Source organism: Paenibacillus psychroresistens (genome assembly GCF_009728935.1).
GTDB lineage: Bacteria > Bacillota > Bacilli > Paenibacillales > NBRC-103111 > Paenibacillus_AC > Paenibacillus_AC psychroresistens.
Map to the genome: position 1 here is coordinate 4,201,465 of NZ_CP034235.1, position 14,414 is coordinate 4,215,878.

Here is a 14,414-nt window from a genome sequence, read left to right on the forward strand (position 1 = left end):
CCCCCGCTTCGTTAATCTTAGGAAAGTTTAACACCTTGTGCTACAACCTACAATGTGGAAAAAACTACGTATAATTCGATATAGAAACGTATCTTAGCGATACGCTTACATAATCGGTATCATCCTTACATATGGTATCAATCGGTCGGGATGTAAGCCCTTTCAGGGTGATTCAGATAAATGCTTGCATTTTAACTTGTCGAATAACTTGATTTGATGCTGAATATGTGCTCGAGAGCAGCAAAAAGCCGCTCCATTTTGCTTAAATGGTGCGGCTGTGATATTAGGTGCGCGTAACGCCACATTGTGGTGTTGAAGGGCGAGTTCTTCGCCGGCAGCTGCAAAATCAGCTGTTCAGCAGCAGCTTCAACTCTTGCTTTTTAAACTCAAGCGTTTGTAGATCCATTTTCATTTCTAAAGCATCACGTTGCCCTTCAACATGCTCCCCAACCGTTTGCGCGAGCAACTCAAAAGCTTTTTGCAAGCTTTCTCTCAGCTGCTGTTGATATGCCGACAATAGCAATTGCTGCTGTTTAAACATATAGCGTTGAATCAACTCATTTACGATCAATTCCAGCTCGGCACGCAGCTTGGCTTTACCTTCACCTTCGAAGAAGTGCTTTCCATTCTTAAAGTAGCCAAATAGCCATTTTTCTTCTAAAAGACTCTCTTCCAGCATTTCATCAACAACAGGTGTTTCATAATCCAAATCAGGTAATGCCTCTCCCCGATAATCGACAAATGGCTTTGTGATTAATCCGACTTGCTGTTCATATAATTTTTTCATCTTAGCACCAATGAAATGTTCGATCCGTAATGTGGTTGCTAATACCTCATGAGATAGATCATACGAAAAGCTGCGTAATAGTTCATTCCAGGCTAATTTTAAGGCTTTACGGATGTCTCTGCCATCTTCCCGCAAGGAGGAGGGGTTAAAGGCAAAATTAAATAATTCACCATACCGATAGGATACTCTTTGTTTAACATAATATAAAAGCTCCTGAATTTCTTGAGTGACCTCATTAGCATCATAAGCTTCCTTCTGGTCAATAAGCAGCTTCATAATCTGTGCAAATGTGTCATCTAAAGCCAGCAGCTTTAATTTCCGCTCCGCTTCACCTTGTTGAGCACTTGCAACTCTCAGTTCAAGTACTTCAATACTTCTAGCGATCTCTAGCTCAGCAGAATGAACGGCTACTTGAGTTAATTCATCCAAAGTAAACCTAATAAAATCATTTTCAAATGATTGCATGCCCGAATGATTAACTAAATCCTGATTATGATTTAATTTACCATCCAAGGCTTCCATACTCGAAACCGGATAAATCCGTGGATGTCTGATCCCATGAGTCAGCAGATTTGCTTTGACATGCTCGATTACTTGCTGCTGCTCCTCTTCGTTCGCTGCTAAATCGGCAGCATTAACGATAAAAAACATTTTGTCTAACTCAAAAGTATCCTTAACACGTCCAAGCTGCAATAAGAACTCGCGATCTGCTTGTGAGAAGGCATGGTTGTAATACGTTACAAAAACAATCGCATCTGCATTCTTAATATAATTAAAAGCAACTCCAGTGTGTCTAGCATGTATGGAATCCGCCCCAGGCGTATCTACAAAAATAATACCTTGCGATGTTAGGGGATGCTCATAAAAGAGATCGATTCGTTCAACAAAACAAGACTTTGTTTCATCCGCAACATAAGAGGCAAATTCAGTTATATCAATCGATATCGTTTGATCCAAAAGCGGCTCGGCATGGCTCCACCCAAGGGCAGCTGCTTTGAGGAAGCTGTGATGGGGCTTTCCACTAGCGCTTAAGCTTTGAGAAGATAAATGATCGATACTCTGAAAAACCTCAGCTACCGTTTTAGCTGAAATTCCTACAACATCTGCTGAAAATTGTATTTCATTGCGGATGAAGGGATCCGATTTCATTTTCACTCGCACTGAGCCGTGCGGCCAATCTACTGTAGGAGGCATTATTCGGTTGATAGTAGCTGTAGTCGGATTAGGCGATACGGGCAGCAGCCGCTCACCAATCAATGCATTGGCGAATGAAGATTTCCCAGCACTAAACGCACCAAATAAAGAGATCGTAAACCGATTATTAGCCAATCTTTTTGCTTTTTCACGCATCGATTTAGCTAATATTGTCATTGCCGAGACATCGCTAATTAGTTCAGCAGCACTTAACAAACGATTAGCTGTATGCTTCATTCTCATGGCATGATCTTGATTAGCAAGCCCGCTTGCTTGAACAGCATCCGATTCGCTTAGCACCTTATTTGAATTATTATTACTCACTGACATTGTTTGAAAAGTGTTCTCTTCCTTAGGAGCGATTGTATAAGCTGCTTCCCCATGCATCTCAGGCGCTAATCTATATTCAGTAAAATCAGGCAGCTCAAGTGCTGTTGAAACCTCGACAGCTTTCGTTATTTCAGCTTGCAGGGTTTCGTTGTAATTCTGTTCCTGGTTTTCCAAGCCCTGCAATTCACTTAAAGCCAATAAACGCTCGTCCAAATCTGCAAGCTGGATAGCAAGCTGATCTTGTTCACTTTTTGATGCTTGCTCAATCAATTTACGCAGCTGATCCATTAAATTCAGACTTAATTTACGCAGCTTAGCTTTAACTTCACTTGAAATTTGTTTAGCAAAATGAATGGTATATTCATTCGAAAAAACCGCACCAGGATTTACTTGCTCAGCAATCCACTCTGCTGTAACATCCAAAGTTAAATTCTCCAGATCAGCCGGATTGGCCAAGCTTGATAATCCATATTCTTCGATTGTTTTTTTATAATAATCCTTAAGATGCCAGATTAGATGTGCATGTACCTTCTCCACAAAATCAGCATGAAAAATAGTTAAGCGCTGCTCAATTTCTTTAGCTGTCTGTGATGCTCGTGCAAACAAACCAAGCTTAAACCCAGGTTTCCGACTGCTTAGATATTCATGTGCTAGATCTCTTGTTACAGCAGGTGTCAGGTTTGAATTCTCGGCAATTGCGGTAATTTCTTTATTCCATTTGAGATAAAGCTGCTCTGGCCAATCCTTTAACTGTTCATTTCTAGCTAGCCACTGCTCACGCTGAATCAGCCGTTCCGTTAGCTCATCTTGTTCAGGCAGCTGCTTCCTTAGCTGGTCTTTAGCCTCTTCATGGCTTGCCTTTATTACTTCAATATGATCATGCACAATTTGCCGTAATGAGCACTCAAGGCTCCATTCTCGCAGCTTGGCAGCATGAAGCATCAGCTCTGACAACAGCCATTTCAGCTTACCCCATTCATTATAAGGGTGCTGAGGCTGTTTAAGAGTCGTATATAGAATCCCATCTGGATCAGCTTGCCAATTGCGAAAGGCTTCATCTACACTTAAACGAAAGGCTTCAAAAGTTAACTGATTCTCTTGATGCTTGTCAATTTGATTAACAATTAAATAAACGGGCTTTCCCCAATCCTTCATGCGCTTAGCGAACGATAAATTAGTCTCCGATTGAACATGATTGTAATCCATGACATAGAATACTACATCAGCTAAATGTAAGGCTGATTCCGTCGACATTTGATGGGCGCCATCTGTGGAATCGATACCTGGTGTATCCAAGAGCTGCGTATTATTGCCAAGAAACTCAATAGGATATTCGATCGCTATGGATTCAATATTCTCCCCATCCTTGCAGTATGCAGCAAGCTGATCAAATTCAATAGAAACCATAGAAGTCTCTGCGGAATCAGGTAGCTTTGTATGTGTTATATAGGCTTTTGCTGGACCATTTCGGATTGAAACAATATTAGCACTGGTTGGAATCGGGCTAGAAGGTAATAATGGATATTCGCAAAGTGCATTAATCACACTGGATTTCCCTGCTGAGAAATGTCCGCAAAAAGCGATATTTAGTTGGCCTGACTTATATTTTAACTTAAGCTGCTGCAGCTTTTGTGCATGGAATTCATCCCCAGAGGCACGCATTGTTTGCTCCAGATCAATCCATGTTTGCTCGTTCATGTTTCATTCTCCTAAGCTTGTGGTTAAATTGCAAAAAAAAAGCCGAATGGATTCGGCTTTTACTGAGTAACCAATTCGGGGATAAAAATTTCAAATACTTCACCATGCTGTAGAATTGTAATGTTACGCTCTCTAACCTTCATTACTACAACTTCTGGCTTAGCTTTCATCTTCTGCAAGTAGTTTTCAGGAACTTCTCCTGATTCACTAATCGTAATGCCTTCAACGATTTTCTCTTCATTCTCTGCAAGTGGAGTATTGATCACCTGTTCGTAAATATCCGAAAACACTTCAAAATTACTTGTATACACAGCTATGCATTTCATTAAAATCCCATCCTTTGGTTTCTATTTTCTTTGTCTAATTAATAGCTTTATCTTTAGATTTCCTAACTTGTGGTAATTTCATACGTTTTTTTCCTTCAGTGCAGGTTTCTAATAAGGGACATATCTCACATTTGGGGTTTTGAGCTTTACAATGGTATCTCCCGAAAAAAATAAGTCGATGATGAGTTAATGTCCATTCTTCTCTAGGCACTAACTTCATAAGCTTCTTTTCAACCTCAAGTACGGAATCTAAATGTTTAGCAATGCCAAGTCGTTTCGATACTCGCTCAAGATGGGTGTCTACTGCTATAGCAGGTACACCAAAAGCGTTTGAAATGACAACATTTGCTGTCTTGCGCCCTACTCCTGGAAGCTCAACCAACTGCTCATGGCTTTCTGGAATTTGCCCATCGTATTTTTCTAATATCATCGCGCAAAGGCTTTGGATGTTCTTCGCTTTATTGCGAAACAAACCAATTCTCCGGATATCTTGCTCAAGCTCTTCAACCGGAACAGCCAAGTAATCCTCTGGTTTGCGGTATTTAACAAAAAGGTTTGCAGTCACTTTATTCACAGTCTCATCCGTGCATTGTGCAGAAAGCAACACAGCAAGAGTTAGCTCAAACGGGTTACTATGATTTAATTCGCAGTGAGCATCGGGAAACATTTGGCCAATTGTATCGAGAGCATAACGCATTTGCTTCTGATTCATTGGCGGTGATTCACCTACTTTCGGTTCAATAACCTATAGTTTAGCTAAAATCAATCCCAATTTCAATGCTTTATTGCACTTCAATATCGAATATTTTGCAAATTTTTTGTAATATTTCGAAAAAAAACCGTCTTAGAGAAGGAATCCAATTTTTTTTGGACATCCTATTCTCTTAGACGGTATATTTTTGCTAATTGTTTCAATTATTTTGCAATAGGATGAGGTAAATCCACATGTCCCAACAGGCTTTCTACTTTCTGGCCGTTGACTAGGACTTCAATTGCTTGTACTTCTTCAAACTGAAACATTGTTTTTTTAAGTGATTCTATTAATAATTCTTCTCCTGGTGCACCAAGCTGTGGCTCAGCAGGCAACGTTAGATCAATGGTTAATGTACTTCCCTTAAGCTCTGCACTCTGAAAAGTAAATCCGTCAAATAAAGCAACACTCTGATCATCTGGGCTTTTAGTTAGTCCATTTAAGACCTCGATATAAGCGGATAAGTTTGATGTGGATGCTAAACTAACCTCTTTCGACACTAGCGCATCCCCATCTTCATTACCATAGTAAAGGTTCATTAAAGTAGGTTTAGCCGCTTCTGGTGTAGCTAATGGCGTCGGTAAAGCAGTCGCCGAAACTTCTGGTGAGGTACTTGCAGCCGAAACAGCCTCTTTAGTTTTCCCGCAACCAGCCAATACCAGAATACAACTAAGAATAACCAGCAATGGCATAAGTTTTTTGTACATGGACATTTCTCCTTCGAGAGCATTAGCATTAACTAATTTTCAAGTATTCCTTAATTCCTGCAACAATTCCTGCCGCTACTCTATTCTGTAAATCTTCATTATACAGTTGAGCCTCTTCGGTTGGATTAGAGAGATAACCTATCTCACATAAAATCGCCGGCATCTTGGTTTTATTAATTACACGGAAATCTTCTTGTTTAACCTTTTTATCTACGAAACCTGTTGCTGCTACAATGTGTGGATGCATGGCTTGTGCAAAAGCTAAGCTATCTTTGCGATAATAGTAGGTTTCCGTTCCTTTGGATGTCTTAGCGTAGGAATTTCCATGAACAGAAACAAACAAATTAGCTCCCAGTCTATTGGCAATAGCAACACGTTCGTCTAATTCTACGAATGTATCATCATCACGGGTCAGATTAACTTGAATCAATGGTTCTTGTTGAAGCAATTTTTGGATTTTAAGCACGACAGCTAGATTAAAGTCCTTCTCTAAACGCTTAGTAACAGAGATAGCACCGGTATCTTTTCCCCCATGTCCTGCATCAATCACAACTGTATAGGAAACTGTCTTTTTCGCAATGATTACAACATGATTTACTTTATCTTCAATCAGCTCGTAATTTCCTTTTTGTTTAAGATCAATAACTACACGAACAGTTGGAGGCTTGTCCGAAAAATCAGCATATCTAACCTTATCAATATACACACTATCTGACACATTGAAACCATTGGTAACTGCTGAATAATTCACTTCTGCCGGAGGTTCTGTATTCTCAATTGTGTTATCAATGATTGAGTCATCGATGTTTGAGTTATCGATGATCGAAGAATCGATAATTGAAGGATCGATGTTTGAAGAATCGAGAATTGTGTTTATATCATTCATTATAGTCGGTTGATTACTGGAGATTAGGTCTGCAGCAAGACTACTTTGTTCAAAATCTACAACCAAACGATCAGGTCCTGTTAAATAGAACAAGGTTGGATGCAAATCTCCATTTCCTCGTATTGTGACTTGATCATATTCACTTGCTATGGCTTGAATTTCAGTTGCTGCCACTATAGGGTCGGGAATAGTCAGACTTGGATCCGTATTCTCTTCACTAGGTACATTTGAAACTGGAGTTTCGACTGGTTCTTGTGGCTGCTCGCCACCAATTACTGGCAAATCGATCAATTGTCTAGATAAATTAACAGATCTGGCCTTTTCATCCCAAATTACTTTTAAGCCAAGCTTCTCCGCTAGAAAACGCAAAGGAAGTAATGCAGTACCTTCTACATTCAAAGGGGCTTCCGTTAATTGTAGTAGTTCACCGTTGACAGCTACATCTTTTTTATCGATTTGCATTTCAATACTCAAGCTTTCGTTCATAACAGTTACCTTTTTCTCTTTAGCATCCCAACTAACAACCGCCCCTAGGGTTTCCGAAATGATCCGAATTGGCACCATTGTAGTCCCTTTGATATTCTGCGCAGGAACTGTAGAAACTAACGCTTTTCCATTTAGAAATAGTGGAATGGCTTCTTCAGCATGGATTAATCGTGGAAATAAACATAAGAAAAAAAGCGCGGCTAAAAAGGTGTAGACTGACTTCTTCATTGTTCACCTCATTTTCGACGTTATTTGACAGTTTAGACGCGAGGAACCACGAAAGGTTGCGCAAAAAAACCTTAGTTCCACAAGATAGGTCTTGGAGACTAAGGGTTTATCCAAATAATGGATTATTTATACAGCCATGAAGCGGGAAATATTAAATCGAGACAATCACTCAATGGATGAACTGTCTTTTGTTGCTGCTGGATATTGACCAAGCGTCTTTGATACATCACCTACCTTAGTTATACTCATGTCAACAAAATACAACCATATAATCCAATTATTAATAGACTCTGCTTAGGTCTCAAAGACTTGAGGTATTTCAAGTTACAGCAGCTTGCCAGACCATGAAAAGATCGCCCTTCACTTGGCCATCATGGCTTAAGGAGGGCGATCTTTTATAATTGGGGTACCTTATGGATTGCTTTCACTTTTTAGAGTTATTTAAAAACAATACGTGATTTATGCTTAGCTTCATAAGCAGTAATTTCATCACTATGCTGCAAGGTAAGGCCAATATCATCCAGGCCTTGAAGCAAGAATTGGCGGCGATGCTCGTCTAGTTCAAAATTAATTTTCAACCCGTGGTTGTCATTAAGTGTTTTGGCAACTAGATCCACTGAAAGTGTGTAACCTTCATTAGCATTCGTCCGTTGGAATAGATCCTCTACTTGCTCTTCGGAAAGAACGATTGGCAGAATACCATTCTTAAAGCAGTTGTTGTAGAAAATATCTGCATAAGAAGGAGCAATAACCACTTTAAAGCCGTAATCCATTATCGCCCAAGGAGCATGCTCACGCGAGGAGCCGCAACCAAAGTTGGCGCGAGAAATCAAAACCGAAGCGCCTTTATAACGCTCTTTGTTTAAATTAAAATCAGGGTTTACGTCGCCGTTCTCAAAAAAGCGCCACTCAAAAAACAAGTATTGTCCAAATCCGGTACGTTCAATTCTCTTTAAAAATTGTTTAGGTATGATAGCATCCGTATCGACATTTACACGGTCAACGGGTACAACTAAGCCAGTAAACTCTTTAAATTCTTCCATTGTTAGGCACTCCCTTCTATATGTTTAATGGTATTAATTAAATGCCCATTCACGAATATCGACAAAATGTCCTTCTATAGCAGCAGCTGCTGCCATTGCAGGTGATACTAAATGTGTACGGCCTCCACGACCTTGACGACCTTCAAAATTACGATTCGAAGTAGAAGCACAACGCTCTTCTGGATTCAACATGTCCGGGTTCATTGCCAGACACATGCTGCAGCCTGCATCACGCCATTCAAAGCCTGCTTCAGTGAAGATTTTATCCAAGCCTTCTTTTTCTGCTTGGATCTTAACGCGTCCTGATCCTGGTACTACGATTGCATATTTTAAGTTAGGTGATACTTTATGGCCTTTAGCTACGGATGCTGCTGCACGCAAATCTTCAATTCGCCCATTCGTGCATGAACCAATAAAGACGACATCAACTGCTAAATCGGTCATTGGAGTACCAGGTGTCAGCCCCATATATTCCAAAGCCTTTTCTGCTGCTTTACGTTCGTTTTCAGTTGGGAAGCTTTGTGGATCTGGCACTGCTGCAGTCACATGGATTCCCATTCCAGGGCTAGTTCCCCAGGTTACTTGCGGGATTAATGCTTGTGCGTCAAACTCAACTACACGATCATATTCAGCGCCATCATCTGTTACGATTTGACTCCATATGGAAACTAACTTATCAAACTCTTCTCCCTGTGGCACATAATCACGTCCACGCAGGTAGTCAAAGGTTACATTATCCGGAGCAATCAAGCCCGCACGAGCGCCTGCCTCAATAGACATGTTACAAACGGTCATGCGCTCTTCCATAGATAAGGCACGGATAGCTTCACCCGTATATTCAAGAACATAACCGGTTGCGAAATCCGTACCGTATTGCGCGATAACGCCAAGAATTAGATCCTTAGCTGTTACACCAGGGCTTAATCTGCCGTTAATGCGTACTTCCAAGGTTTTGGCTTTGGACTGCTGCAAGCATTGAGTAGCCATAACATGCTCCACTTCACTTGTACCAATTCCGAATGCCAAAGCGCCAAAAGCACCATGAGTGGAAGTATGGCTGTCTCCGCAAACGATTGTATTACCTGGATGTGTTAAGCCAAGCTCAGGCCCCATAACGTGGACAACGCCTTGATCCGCACTATATAAATCAAACAGAGTTACGCCAAAATCAGCGCAGTTTTGCGATAGCGTATCGATTTGTTGCTTAGAGATTGGATCCTTGATGTTAAAACGATCCTGTGTAGGGACGTTATGATCCATTGTAGCGAAAGTAAGATCCGGACGACGTACTTTACGGCTTGATAAACGCAAGCCTTCAAATGCTTGCGGAGATGTTACTTCATGAACCAAATGTAGATCAATATAGATGATGCTAGGCTTGCCTTCCTCTTGATGAATCACATGATTTTCCCAAATCTTTTCGAACATTGTTTTTTTAGCCATGGATAACTCACCTCTTCGATATTAATTTTGTTCTAATATTCATTATAAAGTAATACTAGCATTTCCTTCTTCATTGTTCCAAGATATAATATCTATAAGCTTGATAGGAAATTAATATAAAGGCGCCTTAAGTTTAAGCTTTTTAAAAACAATACCACATTTCACTTCATTTTAGGAGGAACAAAACATGGAATTACGGCAATTCTTATATGCAATCCAAATTGCAACGGAGAAGAATTTCTCACGAGCAGCAGAGAAGCTTCACTTGGCACAGCCCTCACTAAGTCAGCAATTGTCTAAGCTAGAGAAGGAAATTGGCGTGCTTCTATTTCAACGCAATACGAATTCTGTTGAGATTACACATGCCGGTGAAGTGTTTGTAGAAAAGGCACAGAAGATTCTGGATATGGTCAATCAGCTAAAAAAAGAGATGGAAGACATCTCTCAAATGCGCAAAGGTAAACTTGTTGTCGGCAGCTTGCCTATTACAGGCTCTCATATACTTCCGTTGGTGCTGCCTGTATTCCAAAGCAGGTATCCTGAGATTGAAATTGTCCTGGTGGAAGAAACCTCTAATCGTCTTGAACATTTGACATCTAACGGGCAAACTGACATTAGCTTGTTAACCCTTCCCTTGCATGAGCCTTCTTTAACCTATCAATCTCTGATCGATGAGGAGATCTGGCTGGCGCTTCCACCGCAGCATGCCTTACTCCAAGCGAAAACTAGTGATGAACACTCTGAAGATTCATGGGTACAAATTAGCGACCTCGAAAAAGAGCCCTTTATTGTGCTCAAAAAAGGGCAAGGTTTTCGTCAAATTACCGAAGAGCTATGTTTAACCGCTGGCTTCCAGCCTAAAATCGTCTTTGAAAGCAGTAATATCGAAACCGTACAATCGCTTGTTGCCGCCGGAATGGGGATTGCTTTCATCCCTTCGATGATTGCAAGAAAACAAGGCATGCTTTTTACTCCTACCTATATACCGTTACAAGAGAAGCCCTATCGTACCCTAGTCATTGCTTATCGCAAAGGACGCTATTTATCGAAAGCTGCAGAAGCTTTTATTGCTACTTTGCTTGAGGTCACGGCTGATTAGAGCTTATAAATTTCGGGGCGGCGGTCTTCAAACACAGGTATTCGAGCACGAACTTGATCGACATCTGACATTGACAATGTAGCAGTTAATATTTCTTCTTCTTCACTACCTTCTGCTATAATCTCGCCCCAAGGATCAATAATTAACGAATGTCCAAAAAACTCCGCTTTACCGCTTATCCCAACTCGATTACAAGCTACAACAAACATTTGATTCTCAATAGCTCTAGCCATCAATAAAGTCCGCCAATGGTGTAACCGAGGATTAGGCCATTCTGCAGGCACAAACAGAATTTTCGCACCGTCTAAAGCTAGCTTTCTTGCTAGCTCTGGAAAGCGAATATCGTAACAAATCATTACACCCGCAGGTATTTCGTCGATTTGAATTTTGCCAATTTGATCCCCGCTTGCGAGAAATTTCTCTTCATCCATCAAGCGAAACAAGTGTATTTTAGAATAGTCAGCTGTTAATTCACCTTGTCGATTAAAAACATAAACAGTATTTAGTACTTCATCGCCTTTTTTCTCAGCTATTGAACCTGCAATGATATTGACATCATGCTCTAAACAAAATTGTGAAATGAATCGTTTAGTTCGCTCTCCTTCTAAATCTGCCAGCTGTTGAATTTGCTCCAAAGCGTAGCCTGTATTCCACATTTCCGGAAAAATGATTATATCTGGTTTAGGATCTGCTTTAATTGCTTTACTTAGCATCAGAGTTAGATTAGCAAAATTTCGATCAGGTTCGCCAATTTCTATATCCATTTGTAATAAGCTAATCGTTAAATTTGATTGATTCATAATATCACTCCCTGCTTACATCGTAACTAATAATAAAGCTCCGCGTCAATTGTTCATCGATGAATGTTTTTTTCTGAACAAAGCAGCAATCGTTAGTACAATAAGCGGTACTACAAATGCAAAGGTCCCCCATAGAGGTGCAACAACAGCGATAAGATGAATCCATTGTGCTTCTCCTCCGTTCATAACAAGCAGAGATAGTAGAAAACAACACAAACTAAGTGGGAAAATCATCAATTTTTTGTCTTTAATTTTAAATAAATGCCTAATGGTTACATTCAGAACGTATAAGGCAATTGTCGCTTTCATATAAGAGCCAACTATTAGCGAAATGCCGATTAAAGATTCAATGCGTTGAAATATCTCTAATATTTCGATGGTTCGAGCCAGCTGAAAAATGATATATCTTTGTTCGCCTGCAATTGGACCAAACAACATAATCGAACATACGGTTACAGCCATTAAACAAAATCCATTAAATAATAGCGATAAGTACATACCTCTATGTAATTTATTATTTGATTCTTTTCGCACTAATGGCAAAAGCATGGCAAAAACCACTATTTCTAGATACGGAAATCCATACGAAAAGTAAGCTCCCAAAACAATAGGTTTAAAGCCATAAGGCATTACTGGCATTAGAAACTCTGGGTGATAATTCAAACTAGCCAAACCAAGAATGAAAAAAATGAAAGCAAGAACAGCGAGGATAAGTAAAACAAACATGCGGGCCATCACTTCAATTCCTAATCGTACCGAAGTAGCCGCAAGTAGAAAAATCAACAAATTAAACACGTATAAAGGTGTTTCCCGCATCATAGAGTTGGTCATAAACAATCCTATATCGAGTACAATCCCAGTAACAATATGAAGTAAAAAGGATATGAACGGAATAGCAAGAATAATTGTGATCCATTTCCCAAGCATTTCATTAGAGTATTCGATCATGCTCTTGTTTGGAAATCTTCGATATAGAAACAGGATTAAGGATAAGAAAATCATCCCCATTGAAAGTGACATTAACAAAGCTAACCAAGCTCCATTTTTACTAAATCCGATTAAAGGACCTGGAATATTAATAACCGAAGAACCCGTCGTAAAACAAAGAAATAAGGCTGACATTTGTTTAGCGCTTACCGTTTCTTGATTTGTCACCTGACCACCCACTTTTTATGGAATAACATTTAAATAATCGACTATATTTTCTGCCATTTTTCCAATCAATACAGCAATCAAATCGTACATATTGAACCAGTCTAATTCAAAAACAAATTTAAGACTTAAATAAAGCGAGATCATTACAATGAATATATATAAATAAATTTCAATACGTGGTTTTTTGATTAATTTCGTCATATCAAAGAAAAATAGAGAAAAATAGATCAAGCTAATCAGCACTACTCGCTCCAGCATTTCCCGCTTCCTTTCTGACGTTTATTATTGTGAAGATGGCTTACCGATTGATGAACCAGTATGCAGAATCTCAACCTTAACATCCATGGAAAAATGGATTTCTGCAAAACGTTCATTCCAATCTTTTTGCCACTTCAACCATGTTTTCGGGTTTTTTGCGAATATTTTATTGCCAATCCCTAGAGCATCTATTTTCTTATCCTGCAGGTGAGTAATGACTTGCTGCATTTCTTTCTTGGCTAAATCGCTCACTCTCTTCTCAAATGCCGCTTCGTCCTGCTCCGTTATGAGTGATGAACATACTAGCTCTCCAGCTGACCCCTTTAATGCCAAAGCAATGTGAACATCTACCGCATCTTTTTTTATTGATGTTTTAATTTTAGAGTTAATAAAGCTTAACTCAAAAGCATCCTTTTTGATTTTCCCCCCCACTTTTCCCTCACATGGAATACTAAAAGCTGCACCTTTCATTTTATTAGTCAGCATAAGCAAGCCTCTAACCTCAGAAGCAGGTAAGCTATCAATTAATTTGCCTTTTTCTAATAAAACAATACCTGCAATAGCAGGTTCTTTTTTATGCTTTTTTTCTAGATAAAGAGTAGGTAAAAGAGCTATACCCGTGGGGCTTTTCATTTGAATTTCTAGATCCAATATCGTCGCTTTAATAACCTTAGCTGATGATTGATAGGAAACCTGATCCATGGAACGAAATTGCTGCCCTAGTGTATTCTCGATATAAGGAGGCAGCTCCAAATAATCGCTTGCCTCTCCTTTTGTAACTAAAATATAAGTCGTTGGTCTAGGTTCATGATCGCGTATAAATAAATCAAGCAGCTCAGCAATATTCTGTTGTTTAATTATCTCCTCGCTAACCAGAATAACCCGATTATGATCCCACTTGCTTTTACGCCCCAAATGAAGCGTAATATCCCGAATTGCATCAAAAATATTCTCGCCTTCTGTTTGAATATTAAGTGAGGAACCCATGGACTTGGTTTTACTACCGCTTGCATCACCTCCGCCTCCATTCGGTTTATAGAAATGGGTTGTCATTTTAATATTCTCTTGCTCGCTCTTATCAATGGCTACTGCCTGTACGAATGAATATTCATCGAGCTCCGCACGGTTCCAGCATCCCGTCATTAATAACAAGATCAAGCTTGAAAATGCCAAAGCGATACGCAATCTCATATCCTCTCCTGCTTTCTTAGTAGAGCATGCTG

Annotated in this window: 12 protein-coding genes; 1 reads left to right on the forward strand and 11 read right to left on the reverse strand. The window is 39.7% G+C overall.

Translation table 11 applies throughout. The annotated features are described in order from the left end of the window. Window positions 1-346 precede the first annotated feature (346 nt). From EHS13_RS19040 to leuC, 7 genes are all read right to left on the reverse strand, one after another. The gene (locus EHS13_RS19040) at window positions 347-4,009 is read right to left on the reverse strand and encodes a dynamin family protein (protein ID WP_155701882.1); all 3,663 of its coding nucleotides are present in this window, start codon (window positions 4,007-4,009) and stop codon (window positions 347-349) included. A 59-nt stretch (window positions 4,010-4,068) separates the two neighbouring features. After that, window positions 4,069-4,335 carry an NAD/NADP transhydrogenase alpha subunit gene (locus tag EHS13_RS19045; protein ID WP_155701883.1) on the reverse strand — a complete coding sequence of 89 codons (267 nt, stop codon included), beginning with the start codon at window positions 4,333-4,335 and terminating at the stop codon, window positions 4,069-4,071. A 34-nt stretch (window positions 4,336-4,369) separates the two neighbouring features. Beyond that, window positions 4,370-5,047, reverse strand: coding sequence for an endonuclease III (gene nth / locus EHS13_RS19050; protein ID WP_155701884.1), 678 nt, complete (start codon window positions 5,045-5,047; stop codon window positions 4,370-4,372). A gap of 203 nt (window positions 5,048-5,250) precedes the next feature. Continuing rightward, window positions 5,251-5,793 carry a GerMN domain-containing protein gene (locus EHS13_RS19055; RefSeq protein ID WP_162463168.1) on the reverse strand — a complete coding sequence of 181 codons (543 nt, stop codon included), beginning with the start codon at window positions 5,791-5,793 and terminating at the stop codon, window positions 5,251-5,253. Window positions 5,794-5,821: 28 nt separating this feature from the next. Continuing rightward, window positions 5,822-7,393 (reverse strand): N-acetylmuramoyl-L-alanine amidase, encoded by a 1,572-nt coding sequence (locus EHS13_RS19060; protein ID WP_155701886.1) that lies wholly within the window; start codon window positions 7,391-7,393, stop codon window positions 5,822-5,824. 437 nt (window positions 7,394-7,830) lie between these two features. Beyond that, window positions 7,831-8,436 (reverse strand): 3-isopropylmalate dehydratase small subunit, encoded by a 606-nt coding sequence (leuD, locus tag EHS13_RS19065; protein WP_155701887.1) that lies wholly within the window; start codon window positions 8,434-8,436, stop codon window positions 7,831-7,833. 33 nt (window positions 8,437-8,469) lie between these two features. After that, window positions 8,470-9,879, reverse strand: a complete 1,410-nt coding sequence (gene leuC / locus EHS13_RS19070; RefSeq protein ID WP_155701888.1) for a 3-isopropylmalate dehydratase large subunit — start codon at window positions 9,877-9,879, stop codon at window positions 8,470-8,472. 187 nt (window positions 9,880-10,066) lie between these two features. On the opposite strand from leuC, the gene EHS13_RS19075 reads away from it, so the two are divergent. Then, the gene (locus tag EHS13_RS19075; RefSeq protein ID WP_155701889.1) at window positions 10,067-10,978 is read left to right on the forward strand and encodes a LysR family transcriptional regulator; all 912 of its coding nucleotides are present in this window, start codon (window positions 10,067-10,069) and stop codon (window positions 10,976-10,978) included. On the opposite strand, the gene EHS13_RS19080 is transcribed toward EHS13_RS19075, so the two are convergent. The 4 genes from EHS13_RS19080 to EHS13_RS19095 are packed head-to-tail and all read right to left on the reverse strand — an operon-like array spanning window position 10,975 to window position 14,382. After that, window positions 10,975-11,778: a carbon-nitrogen family hydrolase gene (locus tag EHS13_RS19080; protein ID WP_155701890.1), complete on the reverse strand. Its 804-nt coding sequence runs from the start codon at window positions 11,776-11,778 to the stop codon at window positions 10,975-10,977. The two genes, EHS13_RS19075 and EHS13_RS19080, sit on opposite strands and share 4 nt — an antisense overlap. A 45-nt stretch (window positions 11,779-11,823) precedes the next feature. Beyond that, window positions 11,824-12,933 (reverse strand): GerAB/ArcD/ProY family transporter, encoded by a 1,110-nt coding sequence (locus EHS13_RS19085; protein WP_227013435.1) that lies wholly within the window; start codon window positions 12,931-12,933, stop codon window positions 11,824-11,826. Window positions 12,934-12,948: 15 nt separating this feature from the next. Further along, window positions 12,949-13,191, reverse strand: coding sequence for a hypothetical protein (locus tag EHS13_RS19090; RefSeq protein ID WP_155701891.1), 243 nt, complete (start codon window positions 13,189-13,191; stop codon window positions 12,949-12,951). Window positions 13,192-13,215: 24 nt separating this feature from the next. Beyond that, complete coding sequence (locus EHS13_RS19095; protein ID WP_155701892.1) at window positions 13,216-14,382, reverse strand: Ger(x)C family spore germination protein; 1,167 nt, start codon at window positions 14,380-14,382, stop codon at window positions 13,216-13,218. Window positions 14,383-14,414 lie beyond the last annotated feature (32 nt).

What these genes read in the sequence shown, in the direction of transcription:
- EHS13_RS19040 (WP_155701882.1), bottom strand. Translation starts at nt 4,009, where the DNA reads ATGAACGAGCAAACATGGATTGATCTGGAGCAAACAATGCGTGCCTCT.
- EHS13_RS19045 (WP_155701883.1), bottom strand. Translation starts at nt 4,335, where the DNA reads ATGAAATGCATAGCTGTGTATACAAGTAATTTTGAAGTGTTTTCGGAT.
- nth (WP_155701884.1), bottom strand. Translation starts at nt 5,047, where the DNA reads ATGAATCAGAAGCAAATGCGTTATGCTCTCGATACAATTGGCCAAATG.
- EHS13_RS19055 (WP_162463168.1), bottom strand. Translation starts at nt 5,793, where the DNA reads ATGTACAAAAAACTTATGCCATTGCTGGTTATTCTTAGTTGTATTCTG.
- EHS13_RS19060 (WP_155701886.1), bottom strand. Translation starts at nt 7,393, where the DNA reads ATGAAGAAGTCAGTCTACACCTTTTTAGCCGCGCTTTTTTTCTTATGT.
- leuD (WP_155701887.1), bottom strand. Translation starts at nt 8,436, where the DNA reads ATGGAAGAATTTAAAGAGTTTACTGGCTTAGTTGTACCCGTTGACCGT.
- leuC (WP_155701888.1), bottom strand. Translation starts at nt 9,879, where the DNA reads ATGGCTAAAAAAACAATGTTCGAAAAGATTTGGGAAAATCATGTGATT.
- EHS13_RS19075 (WP_155701889.1), top strand. Translation starts at nt 10,067, where the DNA reads ATGGAATTACGGCAATTCTTATATGCAATCCAAATTGCAACGGAGAAG.
- EHS13_RS19080 (WP_155701890.1), bottom strand. Translation starts at nt 11,778, where the DNA reads ATGAATCAATCAAATTTAACGATTAGCTTATTACAAATGGATATAGAA.
- EHS13_RS19090 (WP_155701891.1), bottom strand. Translation starts at nt 13,191, where the DNA reads ATGCTGGAGCGAGTAGTGCTGATTAGCTTGATCTATTTTTCTCTATTT.
- EHS13_RS19095 (WP_155701892.1), bottom strand. Translation starts at nt 14,382, where the DNA reads ATGAGATTGCGTATCGCTTTGGCATTTTCAAGCTTGATCTTGTTATTA.